Genomic DNA, 16,986 nt, shown 5'->3' on the forward strand with positions numbered 1-16,986 from the left:
TTCGTTCGTCACGCGCGCCTCCTGACGGTCCGTCGGGTCACATGGCGGGCGTCGAGGCCGGACAGGCCGCGCACGGCGACATAGGCCTTCTCCCGGCCGGGCAGGGAGACGCGGCCGCGCAGCACGGCCTCCGGGTCGCGTTCGATGCGGTCGAGGAGGCGGCGGTAGATGCCGGCCATGGCGGCGACACACGCGCCGCTGCGCCGGTCGAGCATGGGGAGCAGCCGGTAGCCCTCGGCGAAAAGAGCGCGGGCCCGTCGCACTTCGAAGTGCACGAGGCCCGCGAAGTCGGAGCCCTCCGGTGGCCGTGGCCCGGTGAAGCCGGCCGAGCAGCCGAACTTGGCGAGGTCGTCGGCGGGCAGATAGGTGCGCCCGCCCACGGCGTCCTCGCGGACGTCCCTCAAGATGTTGGTGAGCTGGAGCGCGAGACCGAGCGTGTCGGCATACTCCGGCGCGCGGTCGACACCGCGCGCCCCCGGTTCCGTGCCGAACACACCGAGCGAGAGCCGCCCGATGGCGCCCGCCACACAGCGGCAGTACACCTTCAGGTCGTCCCAGGTCTCGTACGTCTCGCCGCGTACGTCCATCAGGACGCCGTCGATGAGCTCGTCCAGGCCGCCGAGCGGGATCGGGAAGTGCCCGGCAGCGTGCGTGAGGGCGACGGCGACCGGGTCGGTGTCGTCCTCCGCCACCTCGCCCTCGCGGATCCGGGTGAGCAGCGACCGGGTCTCCTCCAGCCTGGCCACCTTGACGTCATCGGCGAGCGCACCGTCACCGATGTCGTCGACCCGCCGCGAGAACGCGTACAGCGCCGACATCGCACGGCGCTGGGGTGTCGGCAGCAGCCGGATGCCGTAGGCGAAGTTGCGCGCCTGCCGCCCGGTGACGGCCTCGCAGTAGCTGTAGGCGGCGAGTACCGGCGGGGATGCGTGTGGTTCCGACTCCACGGTCCGGATCACCCCTCTCCTCGCAGAGTCACGCCCACCTCACGCAGCAGCCGGACCTTGCCGGGCTTGGGCGGGCCGGGAAGTACGTCGTAATCAGCGGCGGCGATGGCGCGCACGGCCGCCCTTCCCCCCGCCACGAACCCTGCGAGCAGCAGCTTCAACCTGCCGTGGACGCTACCCACCAGGGGGGCGCCTTCATTCAGGAGATCCCGGGCCCTTTGCGCTTCGTACGCAATCAGCGCACGGACCGACGCTCCGGCGGATTTCGTGGCGAGGTCCGCCTCCTCGACGTGAAAGCGCTTCATGTCGGCGGCGGGCAGGTAGACACGGTCGCGGCCGAGGTCCTCGGCCACGTCCTGGAGGTGCTCGACGATCTGGAGAGCCGTGCAGATCATGTCGGAGCGGCGGATCCGCTCGGGCGTCGAGGTGCCGGTGACTGCGAGGACGAGACGGCCGACGGGGTTGGCGGAGAGCTCGCAGTAGGCGAGGAGGTCGTCGTAGGTCTCGTACCGGCCGACCAGCTGGTCCTGGCGGTTGGCGGCGATCAGGCCGAGGAACGGCTCGGGGGTCAGACAGCGGCGGCGCACGGTCGGCTGGAGGCGGCGCAGCAGCGGGTGACGCGGGGTCGAGTCGAACACCCTGCGCAGGTCGGCCTCGAAGGCGTCCAGCAGGACCAGCCGGTCCTCGGCCTCCTGCGGGGAGACACCGAGCAGGTGGGCGTCGGCGCCGCCGGGGGCCAGGTCGCCGTCGCCGATGTCGTCGACCAGGCGGGCGAAGCCGTAGACGGCCATGAGGTCCGTGCGCCAGGCCCGGGGCAGGAAGAACGGGGCCACCGGGAAGTTCTCGCCCGCGGCCTTGGCGAGGGTGCCCCGCTCCGGGTCGAGGGCGCGCGCCGGGCCGGTTCCCGTCACCGCCGGCTGCCCGGCGCGAGGACGGCGCGTGCTGCGTGGAGCTGGGGAGTTTCCGTAGCCATTGCCGTCACATCTCCCGTTCTACACTGCCGACCCAATACACACTATTTCGGACACGCCGCCCAGCCGTCCGCACGGCCGTCCGACGAGCGATGTCGCGCATTATCGCCCTGATTGCCGTGTTTCGGGACCGGTACAGCTTACGTTGTACAACGCATCGAGGTTCGCCAGGGTGTCCCGCGCATCACGAGAACACACCGATTGGCCCCAAGATTCCTAAGATGGGCCGGAGTTGACGTTTCCTTTGCAGACGCAGGGCCCCGCCGGAACAGTTCCGGCGGGGCCCTGACCGGGCCGGGCTACTTGCCGGTGAACTTCTCGTACTCCTTGAGCACCTCGTCGGTCGGACCGTCCATGCGCAGCTCGCCGCGCTCCAGCCACAGGACGCGGTTGCAGGTGTCGCGGATGGACTTGTTGTTGTGGCTGACCAGAAACACGGTGCCGGCTTCCTTGCGCAGCTCCCGGATGCGGTCCTCGGAGCGCTTCTGGAACTTGCGGTCACCGGTGGCCAGGGCCTCGTCGATCATCAGGACGTCGTGGTCCTTGGCCGCGGCGATGGAGAAGCGGAGACGGGCCGCCATGCCGGAGGAGTAGGTGCGCATGGGCAGGGTGATGAAGTCGCCCTTCTCGTTGATGCCGGAGAAGTCGACGATGTCCTGGTAGCGCTCCTTGATCTCCTCCCGGGACATGCCCATGGCGAGCCCGCCCAATATGACGTTGCGTTCGCCGGTGAGGTCGTTCATCAGGGCCGCGTTGACGCCGAGCAGCGAGGGCTGGCCGTCGGTGTAGACCTTGCCCTGCTCGGCGGGGAGCAGACCGGCGATGGCACGCAGCAGGGTCGACTTGCCGGAGCCGTTGGAGCCGATCAGGCCGATGGCCTCGCCGCGGTAGGCGACGAAGGAGACGCCGCGCACCGCGTGCACCTTGCGCACCCCGCGCTCCTCGCCGCGCTTGAGGATGCGGCTGAGTGCGGCGGTGGCGCTGCCCTTGCCGCTCTTGGCGCCGTTGACGCGGTAGACGATGTGGAGGTCGTCCGCGATGACGGTGGGGATCCGTTCGTCCTGCTTCTGCTCAGCCACGGCCGTACCTCTCCTCCGCCTTCCAGAAGTACACGAAGCCACCGAGGGCGAACAGCACGGCCCAGCCGCCCGCGGCCGCCCAGACGTGGTCGGGGAGGAACTTGTCGTCGTAGTCGTCGATGAGGGCGAAGCGCATCAGGTCCATGTAGATCGCGGCGGGGTTCCACTGGAGGACGTCCGCCATCCAGGCCGACTTGTCCTTGAGGAAGATCGGGATGGAGAACATCACCCCGGACGCGTACATCCACGTGCGCATCACGAACGGCATCAGCTGCGCGAGGTCCGGGGTCTTGGCGCCCGCCCGGGCCATGATCAGCGCGAGGCCGGTGTTGAAGCAGAACTGCAGGACGAGCACCGGCACGATCAGCACCCAGGACAGGTCCGGGTAGTGGCCGAAGCCGACCGTGACGGCGAACAGCACGATCATCGAGAACAGCAGCTGCTGGAGCTGCTGGAGCGCGAAGGAGATCGGCAGCGAGGCGCGCGGGAAGTGCAGGGCGCGGACCAGGCCGAGGTTGCCGGAGATCGCGCGCACGCCCGCCATCACCGAGCTCTGCGTGAAGGTGAACACGAACACGCCCGTGACCAGGAACGGGATGTACACCTCGCGGGACATGCCCCGGTCGGCCTCCAGGAGCAGGCCGAAGATGAAGAAGTACACGGCCGCGTTCAGCAGCGGTGTGGCCACCTGCCACAGCTGGCCGAGCTTGGCCTGGCTGTACTGGGCGGTCAGCTTCGCGCGGGAGAAGGCGAGGATGAAGTGCCGCCGGTCCCAGAGCTGACGGACGTACTCGATGAGGGACGGCCGGGCGCCGCTGACGCTCAGCCCGTACTTGGCGGCGAGCTCCCTCGCCGTGAGTCCCTCGTCGGGCGCCACGGGCGCGCTCACCGCGACCGTGGCGTCGTGCGTTGTCTCACTCACTAGTGGAAACTTTCGTCTTCGAGATGCGCGGCCTGTCCGGGCCTGCATGAGCCGGGGGCCAGGGTACGGCCCGGATGCTCACGGGTACGAGCTTGTCAGATGACGGGGGGCCGGCCCAGCCGGGTCAGCCGCCACACCGTACGCCACTTCATGGGACGGCGGGGCCCGCACGGGGTCGTCCAGCCCTCGCGGAATCCGCCGAACCAGGCCCGCAGGGCGGAGCCGGAGGGACGGCGTACGAGGGTGAGCAGCAGCCATACCCCGAGGTAGACGGGGACGAGCGGCGCGGGGAGGTTGCGGCGGGCGAGCCAGACGCGGTTGCGGGCGACCATGCGGTGGTAGACCGCGTGCCGCGAGGGAGCGGTCGTCGGGTGGTACAGCACCATGTCGGACCGGTAGTCGATCATCCAGCCCGCGTCGAGGGCCCGCCATGCCAGGTCGGTTTCCTCGTGGGCGTAGAAGAATTCGTCCGGGAGTCCGCCGACGTCGGCGAAGACGCGGGTGCGCACGGCGTTGGCGCCGCCGAGGAAGGTGGTGACACGGGAGGAGCGCATCGGGTCGGCGGCGCGCAGCCGGGGCACGTGGCGGCGCTGGGTGACGCCGGTGTCCGGGTCGGCTATGCGGAAGCTGATGATGCCGAGCTTCGGGTCGGCCTCGAAGGCCTTCCGGCACAGCTCGGCGGTGTCATGGCTCGCGAGCAGGCCGTCGTCGTCGAGGAACAGCAGGATGTCGACGTCCCGGCCGGCCGGGCCGAAGGCCTCGACGCCGACGTTGCGGCCGCCGGGGATGCCGAGGTTCTCGGGCAGTTCGATCGTGCGGACGCCCTCGGGGACGTCCGGGACGGGCGAGCCGTTGCCGACGACGACCACCTCGACCGGGTCGCCGTCCTGCTTGGCGACCGAGTCGAGCAGGGCGCGCAGCTCGTCGGGGCGGTTGCCCATGGTGATGATGACGGCGCCGACCTTCATACCGCTCACTTCAGCCTGCTCGAAGCGAGGATGGACACGAGGTGGAGCAGGGTCTGCACCAGCGCGATGCCGGCCAGCACGGCCACGCCGAGCCGGGAGAAGAACAGGTCGCCGCGGGCCTGGTCGGCGATGGCCAGGACGAGGATCAGCAGGGACGCCTCGATACCGAGGATCAGGCGGTGGAACTTGAGCGCGGCGGCGGCCTTGCGGGCCAGTGCCATGCCGGAGGAGCGGATCTCGGCGGCGGCCTCCTGGACCGGCGGCTTCCCGGCCTGGTGCCGGGCGACGCCGACGAGGTCGGTCTCGGCCTTGATCAGGATGGCGCCGAGGGCGGCAAGGGTGCCGAGGAAGGCCCACAGCCAGTCGATCCGGCCGCTGCCCCACAGGTCGGCGGCGCGCAGGCCGAAGCCGGTGAGCACGGCGGCGTCGGTGAGGTAGGCGCCGACGCGGTCCAGGTAGACGCCGTTGAGCGAGTACTGCTTCTTCCAGCGGGCGATCTCGCCGTCGACGCAGTCCAGCAGCAGGTACATCTGGACGCACACCACGCCGAGCACGGCGCCCGGGATCCCCGGCACGAGAAGTGCCGGGGCCGCGAGCACACCGAAGACGGTCATCAGGTAGGTGAGCTGGTTGGGCGTGACCCTGGTGTTGACCAGGTAACGGTCGACCCGCAGGGACACCTCACGCATGTAGAGGCGTCCCATCCAGTGCTCACCGCTGCGCCGGTCCTTCACCCCCGGGGGGTGAACGACAGGGCGGAGTTCAGCTACCGATGGCCTTGACATAGTCGGTGTAGGTGTCCTTGATCTGTTCGGTGTTCAGGTCGAGGTGTTCGAGGATGGTGTAGCGGCCGGGCCGGGTCTCCGGGGCGAACTCGACGGCCTTGACGAACTCGTCCGTCGTGAAGCCGATCTCGTCCGGCAGCACGGGCAGCCCGTGCCGGCGCAGTACCTCGGCCATGTACGCCGACTGCTCGTGCGCCCCGCGCAGCCACATCGCGAAGGCCGCGCCGAGACCGCACTGCTCGCCGTGGGCGGCGGCCCGCTTGGGGTAGAGCAGGTCGAAGGCGTGGTTGATCTCGTGGCACGCCCCGGAGGACGGCCGCGAGTCGCCCGAGACCGACATGGCGATGCCGCTGAGGACGAGCGCCTCGGCGAGCACCTGGAGGAAGTCGTTGTCCCCGATGCCGCCCGGGTGCCGCAGGACGGCCTCGCCGGCCTGGCGGGCCATGGCCGCGGCGAGGCCGTCGATCCGCTCGCCCTTGACCCGGTTGGCCAGCTCCCAGTCGGCGATCGCCGAGATGTTGGAGACGGCGTCGCCGATGCCGGCGCGGACGAAGCGGACCGGGGCCTCGCGGATGACGTCCAGGTCGATGACGACCGCGATCGGGTTCGGCACGCCGTAGGAGCCGCGGCCCGCGTCGTTGTCGAGGGTGGCGACCGGCGAGCACAGGCCGTCGTGCGCCAGGTTCGTGGGCACGGCGACCAGGGGCAGGCCGACGCGTGCCGCGGCGAACTTGGCGCAGTCGATGATCTTGCCGCCGCCGAGACCTACGACCGCGTCGTAGTGGCCGGCCTTTATGTCGCTCGCCAGCCGGACCGCGTCGTCGAGGGTGCCGCCGCCCACCTCGTACCAGGTGGCGCCGGGCATGCTCGGCGAGATGCGCTCGCGCAGCCTGGCGCCGGAGCCGCCGCTGACCGCGACGGCGAGGCGGCCGGAATGCGAGATGCGCTCGTCGGCGAGGACGCACGCCAGGTCGTCGAGGGCACCCGGGCGGATGTCCACGACCAGCGGCGAGGGGATGAGCCGGGTCAGTACTGGCATGCGATCTCCCGTCCACGGGCGAGATCGTCGTGGTTGTCGATCTCCACCCACTTGACGTCGCCGATCGGCGCCACGTCGATACGGAAGCCGCGGTTCACCAGCTCCTGGTAGCCGTGCTCGTAGAACTGCTGCGGGTCGGTCCCCCACACGGTCTTGAGCGCGTCGGCCAGTTCGGGGGCCGCATCGCCCTCGATGAGGGTGACGCCGATGTACTCGCCGGTGGCCTCGGCGGGGTCCATCAGCTTGGTGATCTTCGTCATGCCCTTCTCGGGGTCGACGACGACCTTCATCTCCTCGTCGGCCAGGTCCTTCACGGTGTCCAGGGCGAGGATGATCTTCTTGCCGTCGCCGCGGGCGGCGAGCAGCGTCTTCTCGACGGAGACCGGGTGGACTGTGTCGCCGTTGGCGAGGATCACACCGTCCTTGAGGGCGTCACGCCCGCACCACAGGGAGTAGGCGTTGTTCCACTCCTCGGCCTTGTCGTTGTCGATGAGGGTGAGCTTGAGGCCGTACTTCTTCTCCAGCGCTTCCTTGCGCTCGTACACGGCTTCCTTGCGGTAACCGACGATGATCGCGACCTCGGTGAGACCGATCTCGGCGAAGTTGCCGAGTGTCAGGTCGAGAACCGTGGGTTCGCCCTCTATGCCCGCGGGCCCCACCGGCACCAGCGCCTTGGGAAGGCTGTCGGTGTAGGGGCGCAGACGCCGTCCGGCGCCGGCCGCCAGCACGAGGCCGATCATGCGGGTTCTCCTTCATCGTGTACGGCGGGCGCCCCAGCGGACACCCAGAAGCGGATGCTCTCGACGAGCACCACCAGGGCCAGGGCCACGGCGAGCACCGTGAGCGCGACCTTGAACTGCGAGGCGGTGAGCAGCGCGGCGAGGACGGTGACGAGCAGCGTCCGTCCTTCGTGCCCCCCGATGGAACGCACCAGCCAGGCCGGGGGCGCTCCGGCGTTGCCGCGGATGCGGTACACCGTGTCGTAGTGATGGTAGGCGACCGCGGCCACCAGCCCGAAAGCCGCAGGAAGGGCTCCGTTCACGTCCGCTCGGGCCGCCAGGACCAGGACGGTGCCGTACTCGGCGGCGCGCAGGAACGGGGGGACCAGCCAGTCGAGGGCGCCCTTGAGGGGGCGGGCGACGGCCAGGCCCGAGGTCAGGCCGTACGCGAGGGCGGCGACGACCGGCCAGGGTCCGCCGAAGCCGGTCAGCGCGGCCACGGCGACGACGGCGGCACCGCCGAGGAGGGCGAGGACGGGGGCGGTGAAGCCCGGCAGCCTGCGGGCAGGGCTCTTGAGCGCCTCCGCGAAGCCCTGGGCGAGCGGGCCGCTGTCCGCGAGGTCGGCGAGCGCCCCGGCCGCCCGGTCGGTCCGCTCGGCCCTGCGGGTCAGGGAGCGCAGCACGCGGCCCGCCGTGGTGTACGTCGCCGCGAAGGCGCAGCCGATGAGCAGCGCGTAGAAGGTGATGCGGGGAGTCGTCACCGCCGTGAGGACGGCGATCATCGCCCAGCGCTCGCCGATGGGCAGGACGATCATGCGGCGCACCCAGACCGTCCAGCCGACGCTGTCGAGCTTGTCGGAGAGGGCGGCGGTGGGGCTGGTGTTGGCGGTGGCGTCGTGGTTGGCCTCGTTGAAGGAGAAGTCCACGACGTGCCGGCAGGTCTGCAGGACCATGGCGCCGAGGGCGAGGGCCCAGACGTCGTCTCCGCCGCGGGCGGCTCCCAGGGCGAGACCGGCGTAGTAGGCGTACTCCTTGGCCCGGTCGAAGGTGGCGTCCAGCCAGGCGCCGAGCGTGGAGTACTGGAGGGAGTAGCGGGCGAGCTGGCCGTCGGTGCAGTCCAGCACGAAGGACGCGATCAGCAGGACGCCGGCCGCGACGAAGCCGCCGCGGGTGCCGGTGGCCGCGCAGGCCGCCGCTATGAGGGCGGTGAGCAGCGAGGCGGTGGTGACCTGGTTCGGGGTCAGGCCGCGGCGGGCGCACCAGCGGGCGATGTAGCGGGAGTACGGGCTGATGCAGTAGGTGGTGAAGAAGCCGTCGCGGGACTTCACGGCCGACTTCAGGCGTACGGCCTCGTCGTCGACGTCCGTCACGGCCTGCCGTGCCTCGTTGCGGGCCTGCGGGTCGGCGGGGACGGCGGCGACGAGGCTGCCCAGCTCGGGGCGGTGCACGTCGGCGCCGTCGGCGTCCAGGGCGGTGAGGATGCGGTCGGCGAGGCTGTCGACGAGGGTGGTGCCGCCGCCCGCGGAGTTCTCGCGGGCCATCGCCCGGGTCAGGGCCTGGCGGCCGGCGGGCTGGGCGGTGACGGCGCCGGGGATCGCGGCGAGCGGGAAGCGGGGGTCGGTGAGGCCGAGGCGCAGCGCGTGCACGTGCCCCACGAACCGGGCGTCGACCAGGGCCACTCGCTCGTCGCCCGGCACCCCGGCGAGCAGGGTCTCGGCCTCGGCTGCGTCGGCCGCGACCCGCACGTCGAAGCCGAGGGACCGCAGATCGCCCTCGATCGACGATCCGGGGACCGGCTGACCGGTGAGGATGGCGGTCGACAACCGAATTCACTCCCTGGGTACCGACGCGTCCGCGCCAGTGCTGTACATGGTGGGGGCGCCCGCGCCGGAAAGCTCCCGGGCGGCGTGTCGGCAGAGGCTATCGGATGCCGGGAGGGCCGCGTTCACCGCCTGTTTGGCAGATCGATCAACGTGGTTCGCACAGGCCTTTGCCGCGATCATCATCGTGGATCCGGGGCCCGCCCCACAAACCGCGCCCCCCAGACCGGACATCGAGGACATAGGGCCGGGTCCGGCCGGGGCCGCATAGGGTGGGCGACCATGACTTGGCTGATCACCGGCGGGGCCGGCTACATCGGGGCCCACGTGGCCAGGGCCATGAACGAGGCCGGCGAGCGCGTCCTCGCCCTGGACGACCTCTCGGCCGGGGTGCCCACGCGGCTCCCGGCGGACGTACCGCTCGTCGAGGGCTCGTCGCTCGACGGTGACCTGCTGAAACGGGTGTTCGCCGAGCACGGCGTGACGGGTGTGGTGCATCTCGCGGCGCGCAAGCAGGTCGCCGAGTCCGTCGCGCAGCCGACGCGGTACTACCGGGAGAACGTCGGTGGCCTGGTGACTCTCCTGGACGCGGTCGCCGGGGCCGGGATCGAGCGCTTCGTGTTCTCGTCGTCGGCGGCGGTGTACGGCGACCCGGGTGTGGACCTCATCACGGAGGACACGCCCTGCGCGCCGGTGAACCCGTACGGCGAGACCAAGCTCGCCGGGGAGTGGCTGGTGCGGGCGGCGGGCCGGGCGCACGGGATCTCCACCGTATGTCTGCGCTATTTCAACGTGGCGGGCGCTGCCGCGCCGGAACTGGCCGACACCGGCGTCTTCAACATCGTCCCGATGGTCTTCGACCGGCTGACACGCGACGAGGCGCCCAGGATCTTCGGCGACGACTACCCGACCCCGGACGGCACCTGCATCCGTGACTACATTCACGTCGCCGATCTGGCCGAGGCGCATCTCGCGGCGGCCCGGCGGCTCGCCGACGGGGGCGTCACGGGCGATCTGACGGTCAACATCGGCCGGGGCGAGGGCGTCTCCGTGCGCGAACTCATCACGGTCATCGGCGAGGTCACCGGGGACCGCCGGCCACCGCTCGTCGAGGGCCGCCGCCCCGGGGACGCGCCGCGGGCGGTCGCCTCGGCCGCCCGGGCGGCCGGGGAACTGGGATGGACCGCGCGGCGCGGGGTGCGCGAGATGGCCGAGTCGGCCTGGCAGGGCTGGCTCCTGCACCACGGCTCCTGACCCGCTGGGAATGCCCTGACCTGCATATCGTTTCCGCAGGTCAGGGCACATGACAACGGTGTTCAGTGCCGCGTTGCACATACCCCCTCCCCGTAGTTCACTGGGGTGCCCGAACACGATCAGACGGATACTCGAACGGACACCGGAGGGCGGCTTTCATGGGGGCTGGGCACGATCACGGGCACGCGCACGGCGCGGCGGCCGGCGGTACGGCGACCTCGGCGTACCGGGGCAGGCTGCGCATCGCGCTGGCGATCACGCTCGGCATCGTGGTCGTCCAGGTCGTCGGCGGGCTGCTCGCCGACTCGCTCGCGCTGGTCGCGGACTCGGCGCACATGGCGACGGACGCGCTGGGCCTGGGCATGGCGCTGCTCGCGATCCACTTCGCGAACCGCCCGCCCAGCGACCGGGCCACCTTCGGCTACGCCCGCGCCGAGATACTCGCCGCCCTGGCCAACTGTCTGCTGCTGCTCGGGGTCGGCGGGTACGTCCTGTACGAGTCGGTCCAGCGCTTCGTCACTCCGGCGGACACCGAGGGCCACCTCGCTGTCGTGTTCGGTGTCATCGGCCTGGTCGCGAACATGGTGTCGCTGGCGCTGCTGATGCGCGGCCAGAAGGAGAGCCTGAACGTGCGCGGCGCGTTCCTGGAGGTGGCGGCGGACGCCCTGGGTTCGGTCACCGTGATCGTCTCGTCCGTAGTGATCATGCTCACCGGCTGGCAGGCCGCCGACCCGATCGCCTCGCTCGTGATCGCGCTGATGATCGTGCCGCGCACGGTGAAGCTGCTGCGCGAGACTGTGAACGTCCTGCTGGAGGCGGCGCCCAAGGGCGTCGACATGGCGGAGGTGCGGGCCCACATCCTGGCGACCGACGGGGTGGAGGACGTCCACGACCTGCACGCCTGGACGATCACCTCCGGCATGCCGGTGCTGTCGGCGCACGTGGTCGTCAGCTCGGACGTGCTGAGCGCGATCGGCCACGAGAAGATGCTCCACGAGCTCCAGGACTGCCTCGGCGGCCACTTCGACGTGGAGCACTGCACCTTTCAGCTGGAGCCGGGCGGGCACGCGGAGCACGAGGCTCGCCTCTGTCACTGACGCGCCCGCTTCTGAGGCGTCTGGGGCTGATGGAGCTGATGGAGCTGGTGGGGCGCGTTGTGCTGTGAGTGCGCCGGGGTACGCAGCCCTCCGGCGCGCGCCCGCGTCCTGGCTCTCACCGCACCCGCGGGGACGATTTTCGGCCCACCGCGCCGGGCACGATCCCCTACTGGGTCCCTGTTCCGGCGTCCGAGCGGCGCCGTCCGCGCTCCGCGCCACCGCGCGGGACATGCGGGCGCGTCGCGAAGTGCCGGGAGTGCCGGATTCGTACGGCAGACTTGGGGCGCGAAGACCGATGTGAAGGATGGGTATGCCGATCACACCTGCCACCGCGACGCACAACCCGTCGAACGGCACCGCAGACGCGATTTTGCTGGAACTGGTCGACGAGGACGGCGTGACGATCGGCACCGCGGAGAAGCTCGCCGCCCATCAGCCACCCGGGCAACTGCACCGCGCGTTCTCGGTGTTCCTCTTCGACGAGTACGGCCGGCTGCTGCTCCAGCAGCGGGCGCTGGGCAAGTACCACTCCCCCGGTGTCTGGTCGAACACCTGCTGCGGCCATCCCTACCCCGGTGAGGCGCCCTTCGCGGCGGCGGCCCGGCGGACCTTCGAGGAGCTCGGCGCCTCCCCGTCCCTGCTGGCCGAGGCGGGCACGGTCCGCTACAACCACCCTGACCCGGAGTCCGGTCTGGTGGAGCAGGAGTACAACCACCTGTTCGTCGGGATGGTGCAGGCCGTACTGCGGCCGGATCCTCAGGAGGTGGCGTCGACGGCGTTCGTGACCCCGCCCGAGCTGGCGGAGCGGCACGCCAAGGACACCTTCTCGTCCTGGTTCATGACCGTCCTGGACGCGGCCCGGCCGGCGATCAGGGAGCTGACCGGCACGTCGGCCGGCTGGTGACGTCGGCCCTCGCGGGCACCCCCTAGGGGTAGCGCGCGGGTTTGAGCGGCAGGGTGGCCCAGATCACCTTGCCGCCGCTCGCGGTGTGGTCGACCTCGCACACACCGCCGGCCTCCCGGGTGATCTCGCGCACCAGCAGCAGTCCGCGGCCGCCGGTCCGGCCGTGGTCGGTCTCCAGTGCGGTCGGCCGGTACGGGTGGTTGTCCTCCACGGACACGCGCAGCCACTCGGCACCGACGGCCAGCTCGACGGCGATGGTCGGTGAGAGCACCGCCGCGTGCTTCACGGCGTTCGTCACCAGCTCCGAGACGATCAGCAACAGCCCTTGGGCCAGGTCGTCCGAGGCCGGCACCCCCTGACGCAGCAGCAGGTCCCGTACGGCGTGCCGCGCCTGCGGCACCGAGGCGTCGACCGCAGGTGCGGTGAACCGCCAGACCCCTTCGTACGGCAGCGGATCCGCGGGCCCGGGGCCGAGGGGCGCCGCGCCGCTCTCTGGACGTGGGCCGAACCCACGCCCGTCGTTGTCCATCGTCCGGTCGCCACCCTCGCGCTCGATTGTCGCCACACCCCGAGTGTTGGTAACGATGCGCTCCCCACCCCAGGGCTGAACAGAAGTCAGCAACTATCGAGCACTTATGACCGTTGGCGTATGACACGGTCAGTTGTTGGACTGGTCCTGTCCCTGTTGTGCCGTCTCGGCGAACTATTCGGGTTGTACGGGTTTGGCATCCGGATAACATCCGGCGCATGGAGCCGCAGTTGCTGTACAGCGTGACCGACTCGGTCGCGACGGTCGTCATCCGCCACCCCGAGAAGCGCAACGCCATGACGGCCTCGATGTGGCGCTCCCTGCCGCCGCTGCTGGAGGGGCTCGCGGGCGATCCGGCCGTGCGGGCGCTGGTGCTCACCGGCGAGGGCGGGACGTTCTGCGCCGGGGCCGACATCTCGACGCTGCGGGGCTCGCCGGAGAAGGCGCAGCGGCTGGCCGTGGCGGCCGAGGAGGCGCTCGCCGCGTTCCCCAAGCCGACGCTGGCGGCGGTGCGCGGGCACTGTGTGGGCGGCGGGGCGCAGTTGGCGGCGGCCTGCGATCTGCGGTTCGCCGAGGAGGGGGCGCTGTTCGGGGTGACCCCGGCGAAGCTGGGCATCGTGTATCCGGCGTCCTCGACCAGGCGGCTGGTGTCCCTGGTCGGTCCCGCCACCGCCAAGTACCTGCTGTTCTCCGGCGAACTGATCGAGGCGGAGCGGGCGCTGCGCACCGGGCTGGCCGACGAGGTGCTGCCCGAGGGCGAACTGGGCAAGCGGGTCGTCGAGTTCACCAGGGTCCTGGTGTCCCGTTCGCAGTTGACGCAGGCCGCGGCCAAGGAGTTCGCGAACGGGCGCACGGACCGCGACGCCCACTGGGCCACGCGGGCACGCGAGAGCGGCGACACCGCGGAGGGTGTCGCCGCGTTCCTGGAGCGCAGGCAGCCGCGGTTCGGCTGGAGCGTGCCTACGTCAGAATGAGGCCGGCGTGCGACCGGAGCAGTTCGACCACGTGCGCGGGGGCCTTCCCGGGTGATCCGGCGTCGTAGGGCGGCTGCGGGTCGTACTCGGCTGCGAGCTGGACGATCTGCGCGTGGGTGTCGCCCGCGATCCGGCCGAGCAGGGTCAGCCCCATGTCGATGCCGGCGGAGACGCCGGCCGCTGTGACGTACTTGCCGTCGGTGACGACCCGCTCCCCCGTCGGCTCGGCGCCGTGGCGCTTCAGCTCCTCCAGGGCCAGCCAGTGGGAGGTCGCGCGGCGGCCCCGGAGGAGTCCGGCGGCGGCGAGCAGCAGGGAGCCGGTGCACACGGACGTCGTCCAGGTGCTGGTCTCATCGGCGGTGCGCAGCCAGGTCAGCAGGGCGCCGTCCGCCGCGAGCGGGAGCGGGCCCGGGCCGCCGGGGACCACGATGATGTCGGGGTGCGGTACGTCGGCAAGGGTCCGGTCGGCTACGAGGGCGAGGTTGCCGGAGTCGTTCCGTACGGGGCCGGTCTCCTCGGCGACGAAGACGGTCTCCGCGTCCGGGAGCCGGCCGAGGGTCTCGTAGGGGCCCACTGCGTCGAGGGCGGTGAAGCGGTCGTAGAGGACGATGGCGATCTGCATGGGACCCTTCCGGTCGGTGTGCAGGGGTCAGGACGTCGTCGCGGTGCGGAAGCGGCGGCGGTACTCCGCCGGGGGCGTGCCCAGAGTCTTGACGAAGGCGCGGCGCATGGCCTCGGGGGTGCCGTAGCCGCTGGTGCGGGAGATCTCCTCGATGCCGTCGGCGGTGTCCTCCAGCAGGCGGCGGGCGTGTTCGAGGCGGATCCGGTCCACGTACCGGCCCGGCGTCATACCGGTCTCGGACCGGAAGGCGCGGGCGAAGTGGCGGGGCGACAGACGGGCGCGGGTGGCGAGGGCCTCGACGGAGAGGTCGGCGTCGGGGCGTTCGGTGATGAAGCGCTGGACGTCTCTCAGGGGTTCGCGGTGTGCGGTCTGGGCCGCGAGCTGGGCGCTGAACTGGGCCTGGTTCCCGGGCCGGCGCAGGAACACGACCAGGTGGCGGGCGATGGTGAGCGCGGCGTCCCGGCCCAGGTCCTCCTCCACCAGGGCGAGGGCGAGGTCGATGCCGGCGGTGACACCGGCCGAGGTGGCGATGTGTCCGTCGCGTACGTAGACGGGGTCGGGGTCGATCTCGACGGCCGGGTGGTCGCGGGCGAGCCGGTCGCAGTACGCCCAGTGGGTCGTGGCCCGGCGGCCGTCCAGCAGGCCGGCCGCGGCCAGCACGGACGCGCCGGTGCACACGGAGACCAGGCGGGCGGCGCGCGGCCCGTGCTCGCGCACCCAGTCGACCAGGCGCGGGTCGGGGCGCAGGCTGCCCGTGCCGCCGGGGACGAGGAGGATGTCCGGATCGGGCGCGGTGGCCAGGGACAGGTCGGGCACGAGGGTCAGACCGCTGGTGGTCCGTACGGGCGCACCGTCGAGGGATGCCGTGCGGATCCGGTACGCGCCCGGCGAGAGCAGGTCCGCGCCCGCGAAGACCTCCACGGGCCCGGTGACGTCGAGGCTCTGCACGCCCTCGAAGAGGACGGCGAGAACGGTGCGCTGGGCCATGCGGTCGATTCTTCGCGGGCCCGGAGGGTGGCCGCAATGACGAGTTCCCCACCTTTTCTGCCATGAGGACCGCGGCCACAGAGGGCATACCAAGCGGTTGGTAACCTGCCGGGCATGACGACTGCCGCCCTTGAGCCGCGCGCCGGCCGACGCTGCCACAACGTGCTCAACTCCCTGCACTCGACGCACTACTTCTCGCCCGATCTGGGCCGGGAGCTGGGTGCTGCCGGGGTCACCGACCCCCGGGCCGTGAACTTCGCCGTGCGGGCCGCCGCCCTCGGGCCGGTGGGGGCCGGGACGGTGGCCGCGGCCTTCTACAACTACAAGTACGAGCTCGTGGCCCGGCACGTGCCGGCGGTGTGGGAGACCGCGACGCCCGGCCAGGTGCTGGCGGCACGCGCGCGTGCGGTCGACGCCACGCTGCGCCGCCTGCTGGGCGAACACGCCCTGGCGTCCGCCGAGATGGCGGAGGCCGCGCGGCTCGCGCTGCGCGCCGCCGAGGCGTGTTCGCGCGGGGCGCGGCCGCTGTACGCCGCCCATGCCGACCTGCCCGTCCCCGAGGAGCCGCATCTCGCGTACTGGCACGCTGCCACCCTGCTGCGCGAGCACCGGGGCGACGGGCATCTGGCCGTGCTGATGGCCGCGGGGCTGGACGGGCTGGAGGCCATGGTCACCCACACGGCGACGGGCCGGGGCATGACGCCGAAGTGGGTCTTCAGCACCCGGGGCTGGAGCCAGGAGGACTGGGACGCGGCGACGGGCCGGCTGCGTGAGCGCGGGCTGCTGGACGCGGCCGGCGAGCTCACCGAGCGGGGTGTCGCCCTGCGCGAGGAGATCGAGCAGGAGACGGACCGCCTGGACCGGGCCCCGTACGAGCACCTGGGTCCGGACGGGGTGGCCCGGCTGACCGAACTGGGGGCGGCCTTCGCGCAGGCGGCGCTCACGGCCGGGGCGTATCCGGCGGATCTGCTCGGCAAGCGCTGACCGTGCGCTGTCCACGGTCGCGGGCACGTGTGCGGGCACATGTGTGCGCACACGTGTGGGGCCGTGACGCATGGTGAGGCTTTGGCGAGGTACCCGGTCTCTCCCGGCCACTGCGGCCGGGAGAGGAGAAAGGGGAATTACGTGTTCCGTGCCATTGCAGACGTGCTGCGCCAGATCGGCGGCGCCATCGCCACCGTCGTGACGCTGCCCTTCCGGGCCCTGGCCCGGCTCTTCGGCGGCGCTTCGTCCTCCACCCGCAGCCGCAGGGTCTGAGCCGCGGGGTTCCGGCAAGAACCGTCCCGACCTGCCCGGTGCCGCCCTGACCCCGAGTGTCGGTGTCACCTGCCACAATTGCCGCGCAACCTCAGTGGAGAAGGCGGTACGG

18 protein-coding genes are annotated in these 16,986 nt (G+C 71.4%); 6 read left to right on the forward strand and 12 right to left on the reverse strand.

Annotated elements, in window-relative coordinates; all coding sequences use genetic code 11:
* Positions 1 to 8 precede the first annotated feature (8 nt).
* From hpnD to MQE23_RS07205, 9 genes are all read right to left on the reverse strand, one after another.
* Positions 9 to 959, reverse strand: a complete 951-nt coding sequence (gene hpnD, locus MQE23_RS07165) for a presqualene diphosphate synthase HpnD (protein WP_020272213.1) — start codon at positions 957 to 959, stop codon at positions 9 to 11.
* Complete coding sequence (hpnC, locus tag MQE23_RS07170) at positions 956 to 1,858, reverse strand: squalene synthase HpnC (RefSeq protein ID WP_243378593.1); 903 nt, start codon at positions 1,856 to 1,858, stop codon at positions 956 to 958. The genes hpnD and hpnC overlap by 4 nt, the downstream gene beginning before the upstream one ends.
* A gap of 359 nt (positions 1,859 to 2,217) precedes the next feature.
* Positions 2,218 to 2,997: an ABC transporter ATP-binding protein gene (locus tag MQE23_RS07175; protein ID WP_020272211.1), complete on the reverse strand. Its 780-nt coding sequence runs from the start codon at positions 2,995 to 2,997 to the stop codon at positions 2,218 to 2,220.
* Positions 2,990 to 3,919, reverse strand: a complete 930-nt coding sequence (locus MQE23_RS07180) for an ABC transporter permease (protein ID WP_020272210.1) — start codon at positions 3,917 to 3,919, stop codon at positions 2,990 to 2,992. Before MQE23_RS07180 ends, MQE23_RS07175 begins: the two co-directional genes overlap by 8 nt.
* Before the next feature lie 95 nt (positions 3,920 to 4,014).
* On the reverse strand, positions 4,015 to 4,887 hold the full coding sequence (locus MQE23_RS07185) for a glycosyltransferase (protein ID WP_020272209.1): 873 nt from the start codon (positions 4,885 to 4,887) through the stop codon (positions 4,015 to 4,017).
* A 5-nt stretch (positions 4,888 to 4,892) separates the two neighbouring features.
* Positions 4,893 to 5,672, reverse strand: coding sequence for a CDP-alcohol phosphatidyltransferase family protein (locus MQE23_RS07190; protein ID WP_082319843.1), 780 nt, complete (start codon positions 5,670 to 5,672; stop codon positions 4,893 to 4,895).
* Entirely contained in the window at positions 5,650 to 6,711 is a 1,062-nt protein-coding gene (locus MQE23_RS07195) for an iron-containing alcohol dehydrogenase family protein (protein ID WP_020272207.1), read from the reverse strand. Before MQE23_RS07195 ends, MQE23_RS07190 begins: the two co-directional genes overlap by 23 nt.
* Complete coding sequence (locus MQE23_RS07200) at positions 6,699 to 7,451, reverse strand: phosphocholine cytidylyltransferase family protein (RefSeq protein WP_243378594.1); 753 nt, start codon at positions 7,449 to 7,451, stop codon at positions 6,699 to 6,701. Before MQE23_RS07200 ends, MQE23_RS07195 begins: the two co-directional genes overlap by 13 nt.
* Positions 7,448 to 9,253, reverse strand: a complete 1,806-nt coding sequence (locus tag MQE23_RS07205; protein ID WP_243378595.1) for a DUF5941 domain-containing protein — start codon at positions 9,251 to 9,253, stop codon at positions 7,448 to 7,450. Before MQE23_RS07205 ends, MQE23_RS07200 begins: the two co-directional genes overlap by 4 nt.
* A gap of 279 nt (positions 9,254 to 9,532) precedes the next feature.
* On the opposite strand from MQE23_RS07205, the gene galE reads away from it, so the two are divergent.
* From galE to idi, 3 genes are all read left to right on the forward strand, one after another.
* Positions 9,533 to 10,504 carry a UDP-glucose 4-epimerase GalE gene (gene galE, locus MQE23_RS07210; protein WP_020272203.1) on the forward strand — a complete coding sequence of 324 codons (972 nt, stop codon included), beginning with the start codon at positions 9,533 to 9,535 and terminating at the stop codon, positions 10,502 to 10,504.
* A gap of 158 nt (positions 10,505 to 10,662) precedes the next feature.
* Positions 10,663 to 11,601 carry a cation diffusion facilitator family transporter gene (locus MQE23_RS07215; RefSeq protein WP_020272202.1) on the forward strand — a complete coding sequence of 313 codons (939 nt, stop codon included), beginning with the start codon at positions 10,663 to 10,665 and terminating at the stop codon, positions 11,599 to 11,601.
* A 310-nt stretch (positions 11,602 to 11,911) separates the two neighbouring features.
* Positions 11,912 to 12,505 carry an isopentenyl-diphosphate Delta-isomerase gene (gene idi, locus MQE23_RS07220; protein WP_037668805.1) on the forward strand — a complete coding sequence of 198 codons (594 nt, stop codon included), beginning with the start codon at positions 11,912 to 11,914 and terminating at the stop codon, positions 12,503 to 12,505.
* Positions 12,506 to 12,527: 22 nt separating this feature from the next.
* Here idi and MQE23_RS07225 read toward each other — a convergent pair whose 3' ends face one another.
* Positions 12,528 to 13,034: an ATP-binding protein gene (locus MQE23_RS07225; protein WP_020272200.1), complete on the reverse strand. Its 507-nt coding sequence runs from the start codon at positions 13,032 to 13,034 to the stop codon at positions 12,528 to 12,530.
* Positions 13,035 to 13,252: 218 nt separating this feature from the next.
* Here MQE23_RS07225 and MQE23_RS07230 point away from each other — a divergent pair, with 218 nt between their 5' ends.
* Positions 13,253 to 14,008, forward strand: coding sequence for an enoyl-CoA hydratase/isomerase family protein (locus MQE23_RS07230; RefSeq protein WP_020272199.1), 756 nt, complete (start codon positions 13,253 to 13,255; stop codon positions 14,006 to 14,008).
* Here MQE23_RS07230 and MQE23_RS07235 read toward each other — a convergent pair.
* Both MQE23_RS07235 and MQE23_RS07240 read right to left on the reverse strand, forming a co-directional pair.
* Complete coding sequence (locus tag MQE23_RS07235) at positions 13,995 to 14,630, reverse strand: DJ-1/PfpI family protein (RefSeq protein ID WP_243378596.1); 636 nt, start codon at positions 14,628 to 14,630, stop codon at positions 13,995 to 13,997. The two genes, MQE23_RS07230 and MQE23_RS07235, sit on opposite strands and share 14 nt — an antisense overlap.
* 27 nt (positions 14,631 to 14,657) lie before the next feature.
* Positions 14,658 to 15,617: a GlxA family transcriptional regulator gene (locus MQE23_RS07240; RefSeq protein WP_243378597.1), complete on the reverse strand. Its 960-nt coding sequence runs from the start codon at positions 15,615 to 15,617 to the stop codon at positions 14,658 to 14,660.
* 114 nt (positions 15,618 to 15,731) lie between these two features.
* Here MQE23_RS07240 and MQE23_RS07245 point away from each other — a divergent pair, with 114 nt between their 5' ends.
* Positions 15,732 to 16,601: a hypothetical protein gene (locus MQE23_RS07245; protein WP_243378598.1), complete on the forward strand. Its 870-nt coding sequence runs from the start codon at positions 15,732 to 15,734 to the stop codon at positions 16,599 to 16,601.
* A gap of 141 nt (positions 16,602 to 16,742) precedes the next feature.
* Positions 16,743 to 16,874 (forward strand): LPFR motif small protein, encoded by a 132-nt coding sequence (locus MQE23_RS43495; RefSeq protein WP_010042827.1) that lies wholly within the window; start codon positions 16,743 to 16,745, stop codon positions 16,872 to 16,874.
* Positions 16,875 to 16,986 lie beyond the last annotated feature (112 nt).

The organism is Streptomyces sp. HP-A2021 (genome assembly GCF_022807935.1).
GTDB lineage: Bacteria > Actinomycetota > Actinomycetes > Streptomycetales > Streptomycetaceae > Streptomyces > Streptomyces afghaniensis.